17 protein-coding genes are annotated in these 20,534 nt (G+C 64.1%); 4 read left to right on the forward strand and 13 right to left on the reverse strand.

Features of this window, described 5'->3' with window-relative positions; translation table 11 throughout:
- From murD to dinB, 10 genes are all read right to left on the reverse strand, one after another.
- Entirely contained in the window at positions 1-1,578 is a 1,578-nt protein-coding gene (gene murD, locus DAD99_RS01135) for a UDP-N-acetylmuramoyl-L-alanine--D-glutamate ligase (protein WP_193340002.1), read from the reverse strand.
- Positions 1,560-2,669, reverse strand: a complete 1,110-nt coding sequence (mraY, locus tag DAD99_RS01140; protein ID WP_185263221.1) for a phospho-N-acetylmuramoyl-pentapeptide-transferase — start codon at positions 2,667-2,669, stop codon at positions 1,560-1,562. The genes murD and mraY overlap by 19 nt, the downstream gene beginning before the upstream one ends.
- Positions 2,666-4,132: a UDP-N-acetylmuramoyl-tripeptide--D-alanyl-D-alanine ligase gene (gene murF / locus DAD99_RS01145; protein ID WP_193340003.1), complete on the reverse strand. Its 1,467-nt coding sequence runs from the start codon at positions 4,130-4,132 to the stop codon at positions 2,666-2,668. The genes mraY and murF overlap by 4 nt, the downstream gene beginning before the upstream one ends.
- Positions 4,133-4,138: 6 nt before the next feature.
- Entirely contained in the window at positions 4,139-5,779 is a 1,641-nt protein-coding gene (locus DAD99_RS01150) for a UDP-N-acetylmuramoyl-L-alanyl-D-glutamate--2,6-diaminopimelate ligase (protein WP_193340004.1), read from the reverse strand.
- 90 nt (positions 5,780-5,869) lie between these two features.
- Positions 5,870-7,690 (reverse strand): penicillin-binding protein 2, encoded by a 1,821-nt coding sequence (locus tag DAD99_RS01155; protein WP_227007481.1) that lies wholly within the window; start codon positions 7,688-7,690, stop codon positions 5,870-5,872.
- Between the two features lie 46 nt (positions 7,691-7,736).
- Entirely contained in the window at positions 7,737-8,390 is a 654-nt protein-coding gene (locus tag DAD99_RS01160) for a hypothetical protein (RefSeq protein ID WP_193340005.1), read from the reverse strand.
- Positions 8,387-9,379, reverse strand: a complete 993-nt coding sequence (gene rsmH / locus DAD99_RS01165) for a 16S rRNA (cytosine(1402)-N(4))-methyltransferase RsmH (RefSeq protein ID WP_193340006.1) — start codon at positions 9,377-9,379, stop codon at positions 8,387-8,389. The genes DAD99_RS01160 and rsmH overlap by 4 nt, the downstream gene beginning before the upstream one ends.
- Before the next feature lie 170 nt (positions 9,380-9,549).
- Complete coding sequence (gene mraZ / locus DAD99_RS01170) at positions 9,550-9,978, reverse strand: division/cell wall cluster transcriptional repressor MraZ (RefSeq protein ID WP_193340007.1); 429 nt, start codon at positions 9,976-9,978, stop codon at positions 9,550-9,552.
- A 466-nt stretch (positions 9,979-10,444) separates the two neighbouring features.
- Entirely contained in the window at positions 10,445-10,819 is a 375-nt protein-coding gene (locus DAD99_RS01175; protein ID WP_193340008.1) for a DUF3040 domain-containing protein, read from the reverse strand.
- A gap of 264 nt (positions 10,820-11,083) precedes the next feature.
- Positions 11,084-12,241, reverse strand: coding sequence for a DNA polymerase IV (gene dinB, locus DAD99_RS01180; protein WP_193340044.1), 1,158 nt, complete (start codon positions 12,239-12,241; stop codon positions 11,084-11,086).
- A gap of 140 nt (positions 12,242-12,381) precedes the next feature.
- Between dinB and DAD99_RS01185 the strand changes: the two genes are divergently transcribed.
- Both DAD99_RS01185 and DAD99_RS01190 read left to right on the forward strand, forming a co-directional pair.
- Positions 12,382-12,909 carry a hypothetical protein gene (locus tag DAD99_RS01185; RefSeq protein ID WP_185263216.1) on the forward strand — a complete coding sequence of 176 codons (528 nt, stop codon included), beginning with the start codon at positions 12,382-12,384 and terminating at the stop codon, positions 12,907-12,909.
- The gene (locus tag DAD99_RS01190) at positions 12,906-14,000 is read left to right on the forward strand and encodes a polyprenyl synthetase family protein (protein ID WP_193340009.1); all 1,095 of its coding nucleotides are present in this window, start codon (positions 12,906-12,908) and stop codon (positions 13,998-14,000) included. Before DAD99_RS01185 ends, DAD99_RS01190 begins: the two co-directional genes overlap by 4 nt.
- Positions 14,001-14,060: 60 nt before the next feature.
- Here DAD99_RS01190 and DAD99_RS01195 read toward each other — a convergent pair whose 3' ends face one another.
- Positions 14,061-14,414 (reverse strand): Rv2175c family DNA-binding protein, encoded by a 354-nt coding sequence (locus DAD99_RS01195; protein ID WP_185263214.1) that lies wholly within the window; start codon positions 14,412-14,414, stop codon positions 14,061-14,063.
- 240 nt (positions 14,415-14,654) lie between these two features.
- Between DAD99_RS01195 and DAD99_RS01200 the strand changes: the two genes are divergently transcribed.
- Entirely contained in the window at positions 14,655-16,034 is a 1,380-nt protein-coding gene (locus tag DAD99_RS01200; RefSeq protein WP_193340010.1) for a lytic transglycosylase domain-containing protein, read from the forward strand.
- A gap of 113 nt (positions 16,035-16,147) precedes the next feature.
- Positions 16,148-18,220: a Stk1 family PASTA domain-containing Ser/Thr kinase gene (gene pknB, locus DAD99_RS01205; RefSeq protein ID WP_193340011.1), complete on the forward strand. Its 2,073-nt coding sequence runs from the start codon at positions 16,148-16,150 to the stop codon at positions 18,218-18,220.
- Between the two features lie 52 nt (positions 18,221-18,272).
- Here pknB and DAD99_RS01210 read toward each other — a convergent pair whose 3' ends face one another.
- On the reverse strand, positions 18,273-19,664 hold the full coding sequence (locus tag DAD99_RS01210; protein ID WP_193340012.1) for a class II 3-deoxy-7-phosphoheptulonate synthase: 1,392 nt from the start codon (positions 19,662-19,664) through the stop codon (positions 18,273-18,275).
- Positions 19,665-19,735: 71 nt separating this feature from the next.
- A complete protein-coding gene (locus DAD99_RS01215; protein WP_309233171.1) occupies positions 19,736-20,515 on the reverse strand; it encodes a lysophospholipid acyltransferase family protein in 780 nt (259 codons plus the stop codon).
- Positions 20,516-20,534 lie beyond the last annotated feature (19 nt).

The following is a 20,534-nucleotide window of genomic DNA, read 5'->3' on the forward strand; positions in this document are numbered from 1 at the left end:
TTACTCCTCGCCGGTCTGGGCCTGCCCTTCCACCAGCTCGCGGACAGCTTCAATAAAGGCGTCGCCGCGGTGAGCATAGGAAGAGAACTGATCCATGGAAGCAGCTGCCGGGGCCATCAGCACGGTGTCGCCTGATGCAGCCAGCTGCGCCGCTGACGCAACGGCCCGGGACATCACGGCCGCACCGGAATCCGGCGAGCTGCCCGTGGTGGCCCCGCCCGATGCGGCAGTCTGCATATTTTCAGTGTCGCCCGCCGGCGTCGTAATCACGGGGACATTCGGCGCGTGTCGCTGCAAGGCGTCCGCCAGTGCGGCGGTATCCGTGCCGATGAGCACCACGGCCTTGAGCCGGGCCGCGTGGTCCCGGACCAGGTGGTCGTAGCTGACGCCCTTGGACAGGCCGCCCGCGATCCAGATGACGTTCTCAAAGGTGGCCAGTGAAGCTGCTGCTGCGTGTGGGTTGGTGGCCTTGGAATCGTTGACCCAGAGCACGCCGTTCTGCTTGGCGACCGGCTGGATGCGATGGTTGCCGGGCACGTAGTCCTGGATTCCCTGGCGCACTGCCTTCGCATCCACACCGTAGGCCCGGACCAGGGCAGCCGCCGCAAGGGCGTTGGCCACCATGTGCCGGGGCGCAAACTGGCCCAGGTCGCTCATCGAGGCCAGCTCGGCTGCGCTGTCCTTGCGTTCCTCGATAAACGCACGGTCCACCAGCAAGCCCTCCACCACCCCGAGCATGCTGATGGCCGGGGTGAGCGTGGTGACTCCGACGGCACGGCAGCCGTCGACGACGTCGGCGTCTTCAACCATCCGTTCGGTCTCGATCTGCTCCGCGTTGAAGATGCACGCCTTCTGGGTCCGCGCGTAGACCTTTGCTTTGTCCGCGAGGTAGGAATTGTAGGATCCATGCCAGTCAACGTGGTCCTCGGCAACATTCAGGCAGACGCTGGCCACCGGCGACAGCGATTCAGCCCAGTGCAGCTGGAAACTGGAAAGTTCAACGGCGAAGGCGTCGTACTCCACGGGGTCGCGGAGGGCGTCCAGGATGGGGGTGCCCACGTTGCCGACCGCGATGGCTTTAAGTCCGGCAGCCTGCAGCATCGACGCGGTCAGGCCCACCGTAGTGGTTTTGCCATTGGTGCCGGTGATGGTCAGCCAGTCAGCGGTTTTGTGCCCGGCCCGGACGCGCAGGCGCCAGGCAAGCTCGACGTCGCCCCAGACCGGAATGTGCGCACGTGCAGCGGCTGCCAGGAGCGCCTGGTCGGGACGCCAGCCCGGGGAGGTCACGATGAGTTCGGGGAAGCCGCCATCGATTTTGGGGATCCGGTTTACGGCCTCCTCGCCCAGGAGCACGTCCACGGCACCGACGATCTTCAGGGTGTCGGCCTGTGCCTTGGCTGTATCGCTGGTGGCGGCGTCAACCACCACCACCCGGGCCCCGAGTTCGATGAGGGTATCTGCAGCGGCGAACCCGGACACTCCGATGCCGGTCACTGCAACGCGCAGCCCTGCCCAATCCGAATCCCAACTGACCAGGTTTTGCAGGCGGGGAGAAACAGTCACAGGAGCACAACCCATTCAGCGTAGAAGACACCCAGGCCCACGGCCACGAAGAGCCCGCCCAGGATCCAGAACCGGACCACCACCGTGACTTCTGCCCAGCCCTTGAGCTCGAAGTGGTGCTGCAGCGGCGCCATCTTGAAGACGCGTTTCCCGCCGGTGGCCTTGAAGTAGCCCACCTGGATGATCACGGACAGCGTGATCAGGACGAACAGACCGCCGATGATTCCCAGCAACAGTTCCGTGCGCGAGAGGATGGCAAAGCCTGCGATCGCGCCGCCGATAGCCAATGACCCGGTGTCGCCCATAAAGATCTTCGCCGGGGACGTGTTCCACCAGAGGAACCCCACCAAGGCTGCGCTCAGGATAGCGGCCAGGAGCGCCAGGTCCAGGGGGTCCCGGACGGAGTAGCAGCCGCTGCCGGTCTCGCGCGGTGACCCGCAGCCCTGGTTGTTCTGCCAGATGCCCATCAGCGTGTAGGCACCGAACACCATGACCGACGCACCGGCCGCTAGCCCGTCCAGTCCGTCAGTGAGGTTCACGCCGTTGGTCGCGGCGGTGACGATCAGGTTGGACCACAACACAAAGAGGATTGCGCCGACCACCGTGCCGGCGAAAGCCAGATCCAGCCAGGGAATGTCACGGACCAGGGAAATTTTGGTCGAGGCCGGCGTCAGGCCGTCCGCATCGGGAAAGTTCAGCGCCAGGATAGCGAAGACTATTCCCACGGCAGCCTGGAGGATGAGCTTGGCCTTCGCATCGAGGCCAAGGCTCCGCTGCCGCGAGATCTTGATGAAATCGTCCAGGAAGCCCACCAGCCCCATGCCGACCATCAGGAACAACAGGATCAGGGCCGAGGCGGAGGGGCCTGCCGAATCCGGGTTCATCATCCACATAATCAGGTGGGTCAGGCCATAGCTGAGCAGGACCGCGCCCACCACCACGGTGCCGCCCATGGTGGGAGTACCGCGTTTAGTGTGGTGGGAGGTGGGTCCGTCATCACGAATGAATTGGCCGTAGCTCTTGCGGACAAGCAAGCGGATAAACAGCGGCGTTCCCACCAAGGCAAACAGCAGGGCAAGTCCTGCGCCGATCAAGAGTGCAATCACAGCAGTTCGCTCCCTTCATCGGTGGGTTCGGTGGATTGTGGGGGTAATGCTATCCGATCGCCAAGGTGCCGCAGTCCAACGCTGTTGGACGACTTGAAAAGCACCAGGTCACCGGGTTGAAGCTCGGCGTTCAGAAGCGCGTATGCGTCCTCGGCGGTTTCGGCAAATACACATTCGTCGCCCCAGGAACCCTCCTGGACGGCGGAAACGTAAAGTGCGCGGGCTTCGCGGCCGACGACGACCAGCCGGGAAATGTTCAGGCGGACCACCTGGGTGCCCACAACAGTGTGTTCACGGATTGAATCAGGTCCCAGTTCCAGCATGGCGCCCAGGACCGCCCAGGTGCGGCGCCCGCGGCCCAGGTCGGCCAGGGTGCGCAGGGCCGCCCGCATGGACTCCGGGTTCGCGTTGTAGGCGTCGTTGATGACGGTCACTCCGTCAGCACGTTCCGTGCGTTCCATCCGCCAACGGCTTGCTGCTGACTGTGTGCTCAGCGATGCGGCGATGTCCTTGCCGGGAACTCCGGCCGCGTGCGCGGCAGCTGCTGCGGCGAGGAGGTTGCCTGTGTGGTGGGCGCCGATGAGGCGGCTGCTGACGTGCACGCCTGTTTCACCGCCGGGCAGGACGAGCTCGAATTCCGGGTTGCCCTGGGCGTTAGTGTCCGGATTCAGGGCCCGGACGGTCGCGTCAGGGCGCCCTTCGGCCGAGAAGCCCAGCACGCTGGCGCTGGTGCGGCTGCGCATAGCGGCGACGCGGTCGTCGTCGAGGTTGATGATGGCAGTGCCGCCGGCCGTGAGGGCCTCCACCAGCTCGCCCTTGGCCCGGGCAATGTTGTCCACGCCGCCGAACTCTCCGGCGTGGGCAGTGCCGACTCCCAGGACGACGCCGATGTCAGGCTTCACCATGTGGGCCAGGTAGCGGATGTGCCCGATGCCCGTGGCGCCCATCTCGATCACCAGATACCGCGTTTGGGTGTCGGCCCGGAAGACCGTCAGGGGCACGCCCACCTCTCCGTTGTAGGACCCTTGCGGGGCAACGGTGGCGCCCTGCTCGGTGAGGATGCCGGCGAGGAGGTCCTTGGTGGTGGTTTTCCCGGCGGAACCGGTGATCCCGATGACGGTCAGGGCCTCACCTGCAGCAGACCGGGCCAGCCGGATCCGACGTACCGCTTCGGATGCCAGTGCGCCCATGGCCAGCACGACATCATCGACCAGGACAGCCGGATAGTTAACGCCATCCGGCCCCGTCACGGGGCGCTCAGCCAGAACCAGCACCGCGCCGCGGCTGACGGCCGCGGCAACGAAGTCGTGGCCGTCGGCGTGTTCGCCGGGTTTCGCCACGTACAAGGCCCCGGGGGCAGCCTCCCGCGAATCAGTGACGACTGACAGGGGTGCAATCCCCGGATCGGCGTCCAGGCGGCCGTGTGTGATATCGGCGATTTCCGCCGCAGTAAGTGCAATCATCTCGGTCTAGGACTCTATCCGGTCGTCTCGGAGAACGGTGAATCCCCTGGCTGTCAAGGCGTTCCGAAGTTCCACCCGGTCGTCGAGCGCCAGGTTGACGCCCTTGACTTCCTGCCAGACCTCATGCCCCCGGCCGGCCACCAGGATGGTGTCGCTCGGACCTGCCAGTTCAACGGCGCGTCGGATGGCGGCGTCGCGGGGATAAACCTCTTCGATGACACACTCTGGTGATTCGTGTTCGCGGGCTGACCGTGCGCCCGCCAGCACATCTGCCCTGATGGCCGCAGGGTCCTCATCGTGGGGGTCGTCATCCGTGACGATGACGATGTCGGCCATCTTCGCGGCGACGGCCCCCATGGCGGGTCGCTTGCCCTGGTCGCGCTGTCCTGTGGCTCCGAAAACCACGATCACCCGGGAGCCGGGAAGCGGTGACCTGACTGCTTCAAGTGCGCGTGCCAGGGCATCAGTGTTGTGGGCGAAATCCACCACAGCCGCCGGTTCCTCGGAGACGAGCTGCATGCGTCCTGGTACGGCCACGGTGAAGGGGTCGTGGTGGTCCAGGCCGGCCTGCACGGTGGTGGCGTCCATTCCGCTGGCGATGACCATTACCGTGGCCAGCGCGGCGTTGGCGACGTTGAAAGCGCCAGGCAGGCCGGTGTGTACATTCAGCGTGACGCCGTCGGGTCCCTCGAGGCTGAAGTCGGTACCCAGCCCCCGCGCGGCGGTGGCGGTGACCGTCCAGTCGGTGGGAGCTGCGCCGGGTGCCATCGAGAGTGTGGTGACCGGGATCGGTGCCGTGGCGGCAAGCCTGCGGCCCCATTCGTCGTCGACCGTCACCACAGCCCTGCGGGCACGGCTCCGTGTGAACAGTTCCGCCTTCGTGGCGAAGTAGTCCTCCATGGTGCCGTGCAGGTCCAGATGGTCCTGCGTCAGGTTCGTGAAACCGGCAACGTCGAAGAGGACTCCGTCCACCCGCTGGAAGGATACGGCGTGGGAGGAGACTTCCATGGATGCGGCGTCCAGCCCCCGTTCCCGCATGAGGGCGAGCAAGCCGTGGAGATCCGGTGACTCGGGCGTGGTCAGGAGGCTGGGAACCGGCTCTCCGCCGGCCAGGATTTCGATGGTTCCGATCAGGCCGGTCTGCTGCCCGAGCGCACGGAGCAGGGCATTAATGAAGTACGTGGTGGTGGTCTTGCCGTTGGTTCCCGTCACACCGTACAAGCGCGGCGTCCGCCCGGCTGTTGGCTGGCTCTGGTAGATCATGGCGGACAGCGGCCCCACCACGTTGCGCGGTCCGTCAACCACGAGGACGGGAACGGCAGTGTCCCCTGATAGCGCGAGAAGGCGGGCGCCGGCGTCGTCGGTCAGGACTGCCGCCGCTCCCCTGCCGACCGCCTGCGAAACGAAGTCAGCGCCATGGCGGGAGGCACCGGGCAGCGCCACGTAGAGGTCCCCCGGTTCCACGGTTCGCGAGTTCAGTGAAATTCCCATGACGCTGACGGCAGCCGAGGCGCCCGGGACCTGCACACCGATCGCGTCTCCGATCGCGTCCAGGCGGACCGCAGCAACGGCCGTAGGCCTGAACCGCGCGGAGGCTGGTTCCCCTGCCGGCCCCGCGTTGTTGGCTGATGCGTTCTGGTCTGACAAGAGAATCTCCGATGGTGGTGCTAGTGGATCATGCCCGCGGGATACTGCTTCCGCTGCGGGCGTCGGGGGGAACTGCTGCCTGGCTTGATGCTACTTGGCGTACTGCGGCAACCTGGCCGGTTCACCCGTGGACGGCTGGACGTTGTAGGTGCGCAGGGCCTGGCTCATCACCGAACGGAACACCGGCCCCTGCGTGATGCCGTAAATGCTGCCCTTCGGACGTTGCAGTACCACCTCAACAATAAACCGCGGGTCGTCCATCGGTGCCATCCCCACGATGGAAGCGGTGTAGCCGCAGAACCCTGACTTCCCGTCGTCGCATGGAGATTCAGACGTTCCGGTCTTTGCCCCCACCCGGTACCCGTCGATGGCGGCGTCCTTGATCTGGCCTTCGGTCACCGCGCTTTCCAGGATGTCCTGGACCTGTTGCGCCGTCCCGTCAGACACCACCTGGCGGGAAGGCTGCGGGGCAACCGCCTCTTCTGTTCCGTCCGGTGAAACGTACGCATCAATCAGGCGCGGCTGGAGCATCACACCATTGTTGGCGATCGTCTGGAAAGCGCGGACCGTCTGCAGCGTCGACTGCGCCACACCCTGGCCGAAAAGCACTGTGTACTCCTGGCGGCCGTCCCATTGGTCTGCGGGGGTAAGAATACCGGCAGCGGTGGCAGGCAGCCCGACCTCCGGCGCTTCGCCAATGCCGAATTTCTTCAGCCAGTCGTGCCTTTGGTCCTTGGTGAGCCGGGAGCCGGCCGCCACGGTGCCGGTGTTCATGGACCAACCCAGGATGCCGGCGAGCGTGCGCTCTTCTGTGCCATGGGTAAAGGAGTCAGTGAACGTCTGGCCGTCCACCGTGTACGACGGGCCGAGCGTGAAGGTGTCCAGCGGGCTGGATTTTCCTTCCTCGATCAGGGCGGCCGCGGTGATCATCTTCTGTACCGATCCGGGCTCGTATGCAGCAGTCACGGAGCGCACGCCGCGGTCCTTGGCGGCCACCCGGCCGGGATCGTTCGGGTCCGGCGCGTTGGTGTCGGCCATCGCGATCAGGTTGCCGGTCTTGGCGTCCATCACGATGATGACACCCCACTCGGCACCGAGCTTGTCCGACTGGCTCTGGATGGCTTGCTGGGCGAAATACTGGAGATCGGAATTGAGGGTGAGCTTCACGTCCTTGCCGTCCTCCGGGGGTGTCAGCTCATCCACGCCGACGGGAATCCGAAGACCGTCCGCGCCGATCTCGAAAAGCCGCTTGCCGTCCTTGCCCCGCAGCAGCCCATCCTGGGTCTGTTCGATCCCCGCCTGGCCGGTACTTCCGTCCTGGAGGAAGCCGATAATGCCCCCGGCCACGGAACCGTTGGGGTACACGCGTTTACTGACGCCCTCGGTGACGATGCCTGGAATACTAAGATCCGAGACCCTGAGCTCAACGTCCGGTTTCAGGTCCTTTGCGACGATGTGGTACTTCGATTCGCCCGTCACGGCGTTCCTGAGGTCTTCAGTGTCCATGCCCAGGACAGCCGCGAGTTCGCTGATGCCCTGCTCCCGGCTGACTTCAACCAGATTGTCGGCGCCTTCCTCCAGGCGCCAGAACTTATCGGTCTTTGTGTTGGTGGTCTGGTCCACCACAATGTTGTAGCGGATCACGCTGTTCGCCAGGACCGTCCCTGCGGCGTCCAGGATGCTGCCGCGTTCGGCGGGGAGCGAAGTCGCGCGCATCCGGTAATCGAGCGCGGCGGCGGCCATCCCGCCGACGTCGAGTCCTTGGACGAAGAAGAGCTTGCCGCCCACCACTAGCAGCAGCGTCAGCATAATGCCCAGGCCGAGGCGCAGCCGTTTTGTGGCGTTAGGGGCCTTACCGCTTTTTGCCTTGCCGGTCCTCTGCGCCACCGTGATTCCCTTGCTGCTCGCCATTGTTGCCTGTTTAGTGCCTGACTGGCTGTCCTTCAGCGGCTACCGGTTAGAGCCCGGGCATCTTCTGTTCGGGTGCCGGTACCGAACCGCCGTGGAGCTCCACGGCAGGTGCCGGCGGAGCGGGTGCTTCAACCGGCGGGGCCGCCGCGGCAGGTGCCGGTTCCTCGGTAGCCGGTTTACGGTTCGCCAGCGGCTCACCGGACGTTGCCGGGGGAACCACAATGAGCATTCCCTCGACGGCCGGGGCAGGGATGACCGCTCCAGCCGCGCCACCCTTCACAGCCGGAGTTGCCTTGCCCGTAACGGCAAGCGTGGAGAGATCGATCTGGCCTTTGACCGTCGAAGCGACCATTCCCAGGTCTGAGGCCTTAGCTGCCAGGTTCTGGGGAGCTTCGAAGTTTTGGACCTGCTGTGTCAGGTCCTGGTTCTGCTTGGTCAGCGTGCTCTGCTTACCCCTCAGTTCCACCAGCTGGTACTGGGAGGTGGAGACGGAGATGTTCAGGACCAGCACGGTGACGAGCGCAACAGCGAGCAGGGCAAAACACATGACGACAAACGGCGCCCGGCGCTTCTTGGGGGCGGAACGGACCACAGACAGAGGTGTGCGTTCCCTGCGGCCAGCGCCAGACGGAAGCGACCTGATCGCCGGGGCGCTGCTGCCGGAGACGACCGGAAAGTTCTTGACGGCGGCAGTGCTCATGCTTCTCTCCTGGCTCTGATACGTTCCACGGCCCGCAACCTGGCGGATGCCGCGCGTGGATTTTCTGCAATCTCGACGGCGGTGGGTACCTCGGTGCCCTTGGTCAGGGTTTTGAGGAAGGCCTTGTGTTCCTCAAGTTCCACCGGAAATCCGAGCGGCGCGGAGGACTTGGAGCCGGCCTGGAAAAATGACTTGACGATCTTGTCTTCGAGGGAGTGGTAGGACATGACCACCATGCGTCCGCCCAGGGCCGTGGCTGCCACGGCTGCCGGAACGGCGCGCTCCAGCACGTCCAGCTCCTCATTGACTTCGATGCGCAGTGCCTGGAATGTCCGCTTGGCGGGGTGGCCGCCCGATTTGGCGGCTGCGGCCGGAACCACGGAGCGGATCTGTTCCACCAGTTCCCCCGTGGTGGCGAAAGGCTTGGCAGCCCTCGCCGCGACAATCCGGTTGGCGATCCGGCCAGCGAACTTCTCCTCGCCCCACTTCCGGATGATCCTTACGAGATCCTCTTCGCTGTAGTTGTTGACCACATCCGCTGCGGTCTGCCCGCGGCTGGTGTCCATCCGCATGTCCAGCGGAGCGTCAAAGGAGTAGGCGAATCCACGCTCGCGCTCGTCCAGCTGCAGCGACGACACGCCCAGGTCCATGAGGATGCCGTGGACCTGCGCGACACCCAGGTCTTCGAGGACGTCGTCGATTTCGTCGTAGACGGCGTGGACCAGATCCGTCCGGGAAGCAAAGCGCCCCAGCCGCTCCCCTGCCAGCGCCAGGGCTTCCTCGTCACGGTCGATGCCGATCAGGTGCAGATCAGGGAAACGCTCCAGCATGGCTTCGGAGTGGCCGCCCATGCCGAGGGTCGCATCAATGGCGATGGGGGTTTCACCTCGGCGGCGGGCAGCTTCGAAGCCGGGGGCCAACAAATTAATGCACCGGTCCTTGAGGACCGGCACATGGCGTTCGGACGTTGGCTTCGGGTCATCGTTCATGCCTTCGTCCTTTCTTGCCGTGAGTGTTGGTATGCAGCTTCTTGAGCCAGATCCCCATCCGCGCCTATCATCCTGCCGGCCTGGCTCCGGGGAAGTGAGGCCAGGTTGACTGTCTGATGGGCGGCTGGAGATCTCGTTCAAGAAGCGGTTCCGCCGGGCCTTTCAGGGGATCACAGGATTCCCGGAATGGCGTCGTCGGTTTCGGAGAAGGCGGTTTCCTTCTCCGCGAGGTACTCGTTCCAGGCCTGGGCATCCCAGATCTCGGCCCGGGTTCCTGCACCGATGACGGCCAGTTCCCTGCCGAGGCCTGCGTACTCCCGGAGCGCGACCGGAATGGTTATGCGCCCCTGCTTGTCAGGTACCTCGTCAGAGGCTCCAGAGAGAAAAACGCGGATGTAGTCCCGGGCCTGCTTGGAGGAAATGGGCGCCTCCCGCATTTGCTCGTGGACACGTGCAAATTCCTGCTCACTGAAGACGTAAATGCAACGTTCCTGTCCCCTTGTGAGAACAAGTCCGCTGGCAAGCTCCTCACGGAACTTCGCGGGGAGGATAATTCGGCCCTTTTCGTCCAGACGTGGCGAGTGTGTGCCCAGAAACACTGGCCCACCGCCTGTCTGCCGTCAGGAACTGCAATATCCCCTGTGTTGCAACTACCCTCTTATGTCCTCCACATTACTCCACTTTCCACCACAGTCAACGCGAATCAGGCCAATATTCCCCCCTTTCAGGCGCACTGTCCCCCAAATGGCGTGGGAGCTGGAGGTGGATGGAGGTGGAGGGTCCGTGGCCGTTTCGGCTGGAACCATACGTGCCCGACGCCGGTGCCCTGCCGCCGCCAGGCTCAAAACGGGCCCAGCCGGCGCATCCGCGGGCGTCCGGCTGCCCATCCAGGCCGCAGCAGGGGTCGTTTTGAGCGCGCAAAAGGGCACCGGCTGCTACTTGCTGCGGTTAAACGCAGAAGACCCGCCGTGGCGGGTCTTCTGCTGCGGTCATCCTGACCGTGGGGAGCGAAATGGAGGGCAGGCCTGAACCTAAGGCCATGGCAGCGGACTTACAGTCGCTGCCTTAGGATTCGTCGCGGCGGCGCTCGTCCCAGCGCTCTTCCAGGCTGGACATAAATGAACTCCTGGGCTTTCCGGACTTACCTGCACCAGGTGCAGAGCGCTGCTTGCCGCCGGCAGCGTTGCGCATCGTGGCGAAGTAGACACCGCCGCCCATAACTATGAAGCCCAGGACACCGACAAAGATGTTCTGGACTGTGACGCCGACCAGGAGCAGGGCGATGCCCGCAAGGGTGCAGAGCACACCAATCACGATGTGACGGGTGGACCACGTTCGCCCGGGATCCGAACCCATGGAATTGGCGAATTTCGGATCGTCTTCGTGCAGCTGCTTCTCCAGCTGCTCCAGCAGCTTCTGTTCGTGCTCCGAGAGCGGCATCACGACCTCCTTAAGTAGGCCAACGTCCGGGCTGGTCCCATCCCGTACTACTGCTTCGATAACGACCGGCATGCCCGGGAGGTTCCCGCCCCGCCGACGATGGCGGAAAGCGAACACCGGCATGCGGGGCTTCGGAACTGCAGCATGTCCAAGAAGTCCGGCAATAACTGAGAACTATGTATATATAAGGATAGGTTGTCGGGGGCCGTTCTGAAAGACGGCCATCACCTCCCTGAACCAAACACGCAACGTGCCGGCGTCCGGCTAAGACCCGATTCCGGAATCCAGCAGGCTGGCGGGGAGAATCGATTTGTTTCCGAACTTCCGGCTGACCTCGTCCAGTGCCTGTTCTGCTGCCCGCCAGTTGTCATCCCGGCGGTCAAAGCTCAGCTGGAGGGACGTGTGGGCGGCGTCTTCCAGTTGCTCGGCCCGGATGCCAACTAGCCGCACGGTCATGGGCCGGCTCCCCAACGATTCCAGGAGTTGGATGGCGACGGCATAAATCAGTTGGGCGCTGTCTACAGGTGTGTGGACAGTGCGGCTCCTGGTGATGGTGGAAAAATCGGCATACCGGAGTTTCAACGCCACCGTCCGTGCCACCATCCCCGAACTCCGCAGCCGTCCTGCCGTCCTGTGGGAAAGCCGCAGCAACTCCCGTGCGATCAGGGCGTTGTCGCCGGTATCCACAGCGAAGGTCTCTTCAGCGCCGATGCTCTTCTCAGGCCTCACGGGGGTTACGGGCCGCGGATCGATCCCCCACGACAAGCGGTAGACGTGTTCACCGGTGGCACCGAGCATTTTCTTCAGGGAGGACACCGGAGTGGCAGCCACGTCCGCCACCGTCCTGATGCCCATCCGGGCAAGGACTTCCGCGGTCTTGGCGCCGATGCCCCACAACGCCCCGACGGGCAGGCTGTGGAGGTAGGGCACTGTCTCGTCGGGTCCGATCTGCAACAGCCCGTCAGGTTTGCAACGCGTGGAAGCAATCTTGGCTACGAACTTACTGGCTGCTATGCCCACGGAGGCTGTAATGCCCAATTCGGCAGCCACCCGGCGCCGGATCAGTTCACCTATTTCGCGCGGAGGCCCCAACCGCCGGATGGCGCCACCGACGTCCAGGAAAGCTTCGTCGACGCTCAGCGGCTCCACCAGATCGGTGATGGACGCGAAGATTTCCATCAGCCGGTCGGAAACGTCGTAGTACAGCTTGTGGCGCGGTTCAATGATGACGGCTTTGGGGCACATCCTGGCTGCGACCACCATGGGCATGGCGGACTTCACTCCGAAGGCCCGGGCTTCATACGACGCCGAGAGTACTACCGAGCGGTCCGCAGGGAACCCGACGATCACCGGTTTGCCGCGGAGTTCCGGCCGGGTGCGAAGCTCCACTGCGACGAAGAATGCATCCATGTCCACGTGCATGATGCAGTTACGCCGGAGCTCACGAAGACCCGCTTCGGTGTACTGGTTGTTCCGCTCAGGTCCCACACCGGCAATTGTATCGGCTGGTACTGACTAAACTGGAGGCTGAATCCGGCATCAACACCAGGAGGACAGTCCCCGTGACCGTCATGAAAAGTCTTAAGCCAACAGGATTAGCGGCACTGGCCGCGGGCGCCATTCTGGCTCTCGCTGCCTGCAGCCCCGCAGAGCCCGGAGCGGCATCATCCTCCTCAGTTACATCCTCACCAGCATCTGGCAGCGCCAGCATAACCGCGTCCGCGAGCCCGACGGCGTCGCCGGGAACTTCAGCCACTGTAGGGACAATCGTCGCGGGATTCCCGGAAACCCTGCTCCCACTGATGCCCGGGGCCACGGTGATTTCGAGCAGCTTTGATAAGACATCGACGCCCGCCACGGCGGCCCTCGTGGCCAGCATCAACGCCCCGACCGCCACCGTCGTGGATTTCTACACAAAGCACCTGGAAGCGCAGGGATTCAAAGCCGTCCCCGGCGACGCTGTGGGCGCTGTCGCTTCCAAAGACTTCGTCCGGAACGACTCCGAGACGGTCAACATCGCCGCCGTCGAAGCGGCCGGCCTTTCTACTTTCACCATCGGCGCAAACGTGGCTGCTGAGTTTGCCAAGTGAGTGTTTCGGAGCAGTTAAGGATTGAGCAGACTGCATTCGTCGCCGCCGTTGCCGGTGAGCTGACAGACTTCCTCACCACGCGGCAATCGCTCATGACTGCCATTTCACCCGATATCGATCCCATCATGGGTTCCATTTCCAATCTGGTGACGGGCGGCAAGAGGCTCCGCGCCCTGATGTGTTATTGGGGGTGGCGCGGCGCGGGCGGCGATCCGGCGGCCGAGGAAATCGTGACGGCGGGATCGGCCCTGGAACTTTTCCAGGCAGCTGCCCTGATCCATGACGACATCATTGACCGCTCGGACACGCGGCGTGGCGGGCCCAGCGTGCATCGCCGCTTCAGCCAGCTGCACCACGCGCAAGGCTGGGCCCTGGACAGCGAGCGGTTTGGGCAGGCAGCCGCGATCCTCACCGGGGATCTATGCCTCTCCTTCAGCGAGGAGGCCTTCACGGACATCGGCGAACAGGCGGCTGCAGGCAGCAGGGCGCGTCTGATCTTCAACCTCATGCGTGCCGAGGTCATGGCGGGTCAGTATCTTGACATCCTGGAGGAAGTGGCCGGTCCTGTCCGGGACCGGGCCGGAGCGGTGACGAGGGCACAGTCCATCATCAGGTTCAAGTCCGCCAAATACTCCACGGAGCACCCGCTGGCGCTTGGCGGCGCCTTGGCGGGCGCTCCGGACGACTTGCTCCGGGGCTACTCGGCCTTCGCGCTGCCGCTGGGCGAAGCGTTCCAACTGCGCGACGACGTCCTGGGGGTCTTCGGGGACCCTGTCACTACGGGCAAGCCGGCAGGCGACGATCTCCGCGAAGGTAAGCGGACAGTGCTCATTGCCCTCGCGCTGGGCCAGGCATCAACGTCAGAATCGGAATTTATCGACGCGAAGCTGGGCAGCCCTGACCTCGGCGACGCTGACGTGTCCGAGATCCGGCGGATCATTGAAGAGTCGGGGGCGCTTCAGGCGACGGAAGTGCTGATCAACGAATTCGGCGCCGCGGCGTATAACGCGCTGGAACAGCTGCCGCTGGACGAACTGCCCAAGACCGCACTGCGGAAGCTGGCGGAAGCCACGGTCAGCCGCGCGTCCTGACATTGGTCCTGGTCTTTGCAGCAGCTGCGGGCCCGGCGTCGACCGGGCCCGTTGTGTTGTTTACCAGGCCAGAGTCTGGGCCCGGCGCCTGATTTCCGTCTTGCGGCCTTCCCGCAAGGCATCAATTGGCCGTCCCCGGAGCGACTCGTCGGGGGTGAACAGCCAGACGATCAGGTCCTCGTCGGAGTAGCCGGCGTCCGCCAGGACCACAATGGTCCCCTTGAGGCTGTCAACAACCTGGCCGTCCAGGATAAACGCGGCAGGAACTGACCGTATTCGCCGTTCCCCGACCCGCAGGGCCGCCAAGGCACGTTCATCAATAAGGCCATGGACTCTCGTAATAGAAACGTCCAACATCTGCGCGACATCCGGCAGGGGCAGCCACTCGCCCACAAGGCTTTCTACGTTACTCACGGATCAAGGTTGCCACGGCCGGACCCCTGCCGCCTAGTCGGCATTGGCTGCCATTGCCGCGAATTATGCAACACTCCACAAAAGTCTTTATCCCACTTGCGTCGGAATTCTTGTGCTACGGGACATTTCATGAGAGATTCACATAGATCACATTTGTAACACTAATAACTTGAGTAACATTAGTATCAATAGTCACATAGCATCTCCCGCCCACGGCAGTTGAAGAAGAGGAATCTTTCCATGACGACGTCCCGCTCGCCAAAACAGCCCCCGAGGCAGAGCCTGCCCATGATTGCTGTCACCACGGCGGCGCTCCCTGCGGTTGTCTTGTCGTCGTTGGCCCTCGCCCAGCCTGCTGCGGCAGAGGCACCTGCGCGCGCAATCCCGGCAACCCTTGCCGCCGCGATGAAAGCCCAAGCGGCGGAAACGAAAGTTGGCCTGATCCCGGCGGCTTCCGTCTCCACTACTATTCCGGCTGCCTTCCAGCCCATGCAGCCGGCGGCGCCCGCGGAATACACCATCGCCCGCGGCGACACCATCAGCGGAGTTGCCGGCAAGTTCGGGCTGGACACGTACGAAGTCCTCAAGCTCAACAACCTCCAGACGAACACCATTATTTACCCCGGCCAGAAGATCAAGCTGTCCGGCTCGGGCTCCCCCGCTGCGCCTGCTCCGGCGCCCGCGGCCGCTCCAGCCAATGCCGGAGGCAGCTACACGGTAAAGGCCGGCGATACACTCGGCGCCATCGCGGCCCGGCACAACGTCAGCTTGTCCGATGTTTTCAGCTGGAACGGCCTGAATATGCGCTCCATCATCTACCCGGGCCAGAAGATCAACGTGGGCGCGGGTGCTGCTGCAGCACCGGCTGCAGCAGTCCAGCCTACTTCCGCTCCCGTCGCACCAGCTCCCGCACCAGCTCCCGCACCAGCTCCCGGCGGTTCATACACGATCAAGGCCGGGGACACCCTGTCAGCGATCGCCTCCCGGCACGGCGTCAAGCTCTCGGACATCCTGGCCGCCAACCAGCTGAGCATGACTACTGTCATCTACCCCGGCAACAAGCTGGTCATTCCGGGCGCCTCCATCCAGCCTGCTTCCTCCACCCCGGCCGCCCCGGCGGCCCCCGCCGCTCCACTGGTAGCGAGCTCCTTCCTGGGCTTCACCTACCCCGCGGCCGTTGTGAGCTCCGCCAACGAAAACAAGGCCTTGCTGAACGCCTCTCCCGTACCGTCCCGGGCTGAGATGCGCACAATTGTGGCCGACACGGCCCGCCAGTTGGGGGTAGACCCCACTCTGGCTCTGGCCTTCGCGCAACAGGAGTCCGGCTTTGACCAGCGAGCGGTGTCACCGGCCAACGCGATCGGCACCATGCAGGTCATCCCCTCCTCCGGGCAGTGGGCGTCAGACCTCGTAGGGCGGAAGCTCAACCTGCTGGACCCCTACGACAACGCAACGGCCGGCGTGGCGATCATCAAGCGCCTTTTCGCCACCAGCAAGGACGAGGACACAGCGATAGCGGGGTACTACCAGGGCCAGTACTCGGTCAGTAAATACGGTATGTACGACGACACCAAGGCCTACGTAGCTGCGATCAAGGCGCACCAAAAGAACTTCGGCTAAACCACCGCATAACAGCGCCCCGCGGGCTTGCTGAAGCCAGCCCGGGGATAACGATAAGGGTCCGGACCGCACGTCGGTTCGGACCCTTTTCCATGCGGGATTAGTATCGTAGGGTGCAGGAACAAGTGTCAGACCTTCTCGTTGGAACGCTGGTGGACAACCGCTACGCCGTCCGCTCTAAACTCGCGCGCGGCGGCATGTCGACGGTATATCTGGCAACGGACCTCCGGCTGGAACGCGATGTTGCCCTGAAGGTCCTCCATCCCCACCTCGCCACCGACGAGACGTTCCTGGACCGGCTGGGCCGCGAGGCGAAGGCCGCCGCGAAGCTGTCCCACGCCCACGTTGTGGGAGTCCTGGACCAGGGCAACGACGGCCAGACGGCCTATCTGGTAATGGAACACATCAAGGGCCACACCCTCCGGGACGTCATCAGATCCAGAGGTGCACTGCCTCCCCGGCTGGCCCTCGCCCTGATTGATCCGGTAGTGCAGGGCCTCGGCGCGGCCCACGCTGCGGGGCTGATCCACCGGGATGTGAAACCGGAGAACGTCCTGATCGCGGACGACGGCCGGATCAAGATCGGCGACTTCGGGCTGGCCCGTGCGGTGACGACGTCCACGAGCACCGGGACACTCATCGGTACCGTGGGTTACCTCTCGCCCGAGCTTGTGCTCGGAAAACAGGCTGATACCCGGAGCGATATCTACTCAGTGGGCATCATGCTCTTTGAGATGTTGACCGGCCAGCAGCCGTACGACGGCGAGGTCCCCATCCAGGTTGCGTACAAGCACGTGAATGAAACAGTCGGTCCGCCCTCGGCCTTGGTGCCCGGCCTCGCCGCCGAAGTGGATGAACTCGTCCAGTGGTGCACCGCAAACGATCCCGAGAACCGCCCCGTCGACGGCAACGCCCTGCTGCAGGAACTGCGCCACATCCGAACCAATCTCACGGACGCCGAACTGGACCTCATGCCACCGGCAGCAGCCCCTGCAGGACAGCAGAACCACACCGAGGTCATCGCCCGCACCAACAATCCCACAGCCGTAATGTCGTCCTTCTCCCGGCCCCGGCCACAGCACTCACCGCAGGGTCCGCAAGCCCTGTATCCGGCCGACGCCAACTTCCGGCCAGGCGAACAGTACCGGCCGGAAACGCATTACAGGCTTGAAGCTCAAGACGCCGTCCCGGCAGCGATTCCCATCAGCAAACGCGCCCGGCGCAGGCTCGACAGGGAGGAAGAGAAGGTAAGGGCGCGGGCTGCGGCCACCCCGGTCCGGAGCCTGCGGGAGGGCAACCCGCGGCGCCGCGGCGTCCTCTGGGTGGTGGTCCTGGTCATCATCGCATTGCTTGCCACAGGAGCCGGCTGGTTCTTCGGCATGGGTCCCGGGTCCCCGGGCACCATTCCGGTGGTCGCCAACAAGTCGGTAGCCCAGGCGCAGCAACTGCTGAGCGAGGCGGGGTTCCAGTCACGGACCAACGATGTCTTTGACGACGATGTTCCCTCCGGCCTCGTGGTGGGCTCCGACCCGACTGCCGGAACGGAGACTCGGAAGTATCAGCCGGTGTCCTTGTTTGTTTCCCAGGGCCCGCAACTCTATGAACTCCCGAAACTGACCGGCGGAACGCTTGACGACGCGAAAAATGCACTGAACCAGGCTGAAATGGCGCTCGGCACCGTCACTGAACAATTTGACGGCGCCGTTGCCGCCGGCGTCGTGCTCTCCCAGGAACCGGCTGCCGCGGCCCCCGCGCGCCACGGCACCCCGGTCAATCTTCTGGTCTCCAAGGGGCCGCAGCCGATCCCGGTCCCGTCAGTGGTGGGACTGGCGAAGAACGCCGCCGTCGACGCCATCGAAACTGCCGGCCTCAAGGCCGATGTCGCGAAGGACGAAGTCAACGATCCCAAGGTGCCCAAGGGCTCAGTTGCCGCACAGTCGCCCGCGACCGGCACCCTGACCAAGGGCGGCGCAGTGACGCTGACCATTTCCGACGGACCCAAGCTCGTTGAAGTCCCCAGCTTCATCGGCAAACAAGCCAAAGAAGCCGAAGCAGCGCTGCGTGCGCTGGGCTTCGAGGTACGGGTAAACAATATCCTCGGCGGCTTCTTCGGCACGGTTCGTGATCAGGACCCGGTGAAGAAGAAGGTGCCTGAAGGCTCCGTCGTGACCCTCACCGTGGTGTAGCCGGCGGCCTGCCGGCCACACCACGGTGGAAGCCTGACTCCGCATCGGGCGGTCAGTGCTTGGCCAGTGCTCCGGCCACCAGGAACGCCATTTCGAGGGACTGCATGTGGTTCAGTCGCGGATCGCAGACCGACTCGTACTTGTCGAGGAACGAATCCTGGTCCACCGGATCGGCACCGCCCAGGCATTCCGCGACGTCGTCACCGGTCATCTCCACATGGAGGCCACCGGGAACCGTGCCCAGGGCCTGGTGCACTTCGAAGAAACCGCGTACTTCATCAATGACGTCGTCGAAGTTGCGGGTTTTGTAGCCGTTCGGCGACGTAACCGTGTTGCCGTGCATCGGATCGGTGACCCAGAGAACCTTAGCGCCGGAGGCCGTGACCTTCTCCACAATGGCAGGAAGCTTCTCGCGGATATTGCCCGCTCCCATGCGCGTGATGAACGTCAGCCTGCCCGGCTCCCGCTCGGGGTCCAGCTTGTCGATGAGGCGGAGGGCGTCGTCGCCGGTTGTCGACGGGCCCAGCTTCACGCCAATGGGATTCCGGACGCGTGAGAGGAAGTCAACGTGCGCGTGGTCAAGTTCGCGCGTACGCTCCCCGATCCACAGGAAATGCGCCGAGGTGTCATACGGGAAACCGGTACGCGAATCGATGCGGGTCAGTGCACGCTCGTAGTCCAGCAGCAGGGCCTCGTGGCTGGCGAAGAATTCCACCCGCTTGAGTGCTTCGAAATCAGCGCCGCAGGAGGCCATGAACTTTATGGCGCGGTCGATGTCTCGGGCGAGGGATTCGTAACGGGCGTGCGCCGGGTTTTCGGTGAAACCCTTGTTCCACTGGTGCACGGAGCGCAGGTCTGCGAAGCCGCCCTGCGTGAAGGCCCTGATGAGGTTCAGCGTGGAGGCGGACGTGTGGTAGGCCTTGAGCATCCGGGCGGCGTCATGGCCACGGGACTCGGGAGTGAACTCGTAGCCGTTGACGATGTCGCCTCGGTACGCCGGCAGGGTCACGCCGTCGCGGGTCTCGTCGTTGGACGAGCGGGGCTTGGCGAACTGGCCGGCCATCCGGCCCATCTTGATGACCGGCATCGCCGCGCCGTAAGTGAGCACCACTGCCATCTGCAGGATGGTCTTGACCCGGGCGCTGATCTTGTCCGCCGTTGCCGCTTCAAAGGTCTCAGCACAGTCGCCACCTTGCAGCAGGAAGGCTTTGCCCTCCGCGGCAGCTGCCAGCCGTTCACGGAGAACGTCCACTTCGCCGGCGAAAACCAGCGGCGGCAGCAAGGAAAGTTCCCCGACAGATGCGTCGAAAACGTCCTTGTCCTGCCAGCTGGGCTGCTGGGAAACGGGAAGGTCACGCCAAACATCCAGGCCAGGATAATTAGCTGCTCCGCTCTGGGCGGTGCTGGACAGCGAAAAGGCAGGTTTTGCAGATAGCTCAGTCACTATCTAAGACTAATGTGCGCGGCTGGCTTCAGGACACCTGACCGTCACGCGTCCCGAGAGCGGCGTCACAGTCAGCCGGCTGCCGGGTCCTTACCCTCGGTCTCAGTGCCCTCGGCACCGCCGTCAGATTCAGCCCGTTTCGCGGAGGCACCGCCAGCCTCGGTCGCCGCTGCTCCCGCAAGGCGGAGCTTAACCACGGCGGCGTACTCGTCCACGTACTCCTGGCCGGAGAGGCGCATCAGCTCGAACATGATCTCGTCGGTGACCTTGCGCTGGACCAGCCGGTCCTCCGCCTGGTCGGAGAATTGGCTGAAATCCAGCGGAGCACCGAAAATCATGCCGATCCGCCGGATATTCGGCATCCGTTTGCCGATGGGCTGAACCTTGTCCGTGCCGATCATTGCCACGGGAATCACGGGCACTCCAGCCTCCAGGGCGAGCCTGGCGACTCCAACCTTTCCCCGGTACAGGCGTGCGTCGGGGCTGCGGGTGCCTTCAGGGTAGATGCCCAGCAGTCCACCGCCGGTCAGGACATCCATGCCGGCATTGAGCGATACGGCCGATGCCGCGCCGCCGGACCTGTCCATGGGCAACTGGTTGGTGAGCCTGAAGAAGAGGGCCGTCAGCCTGCCCTTGAGGCCCGTGCCGGTGAAGTACTCGGACTTGGCCAGGAAAATCACCGGCCTTCGAACCATCAGCGGCATGAAGATGGAGTCGGAGAAAGACAGATGGTTCGAAGCGATAATGGCCGCCCCCTGCGCCGGAACATTGTCCAGGCCTTTGACCCAGGGGCGGAAAAGAAGCCGTAGCACCGGCCCCAGGAAGATCCTCTTCATGACCCAATAGAACACGTGATGAACCTCTCCGGAA

Source organism: Pseudarthrobacter sp. AB1, assembly GCF_014926485.1.
In the GTDB taxonomy this organism is placed as follows: domain Bacteria; phylum Actinomycetota; class Actinomycetes; order Actinomycetales; family Micrococcaceae; genus Arthrobacter.

Coding starts and splice junctions, on each gene's coding strand:
- murD (WP_193340002.1), bottom strand. CDS start 1,578: ATGGGTTGTGCTCCTGTGACTGTTTCTCCCCGCCTGCAAAACCTGGTC.
- murF (WP_193340003.1), bottom strand. CDS start 4,132: ATGATTGCACTTACTGCGGCGGAAATCGCCGATATCACACACGGCCGC.
- DAD99_RS01155 (WP_227007481.1), bottom strand. CDS start 7,690: ATGGCGAGCAGCAAGGGAATCACGGTGGCGCAGAGGACCGGCAAGGCA.
- DAD99_RS01160 (WP_193340005.1), bottom strand. CDS start 8,390: ATGAGCACTGCCGCCGTCAAGAACTTTCCGGTCGTCTCCGGCAGCAGC.
- rsmH (WP_193340006.1), bottom strand. CDS start 9,379: ATGAACGATGACCCGAAGCCAACGTCCGAACGCCATGTGCCGGTCCTC.
- DAD99_RS01175 (WP_193340008.1), bottom strand. CDS start 10,819: ATGCCGCTCTCGGAGCACGAACAGAAGCTGCTGGAGCAGCTGGAGAAG.
- dinB (WP_193340044.1), bottom strand. CDS start 12,241: ATGCACGTGGACATGGATGCATTCTTCGTCGCAGTGGAGCTTCGCACC.
- DAD99_RS01200 (WP_193340010.1), top strand. CDS start 14,655: ATGACGACGTCCCGCTCGCCAAAACAGCCCCCGAGGCAGAGCCTGCCC.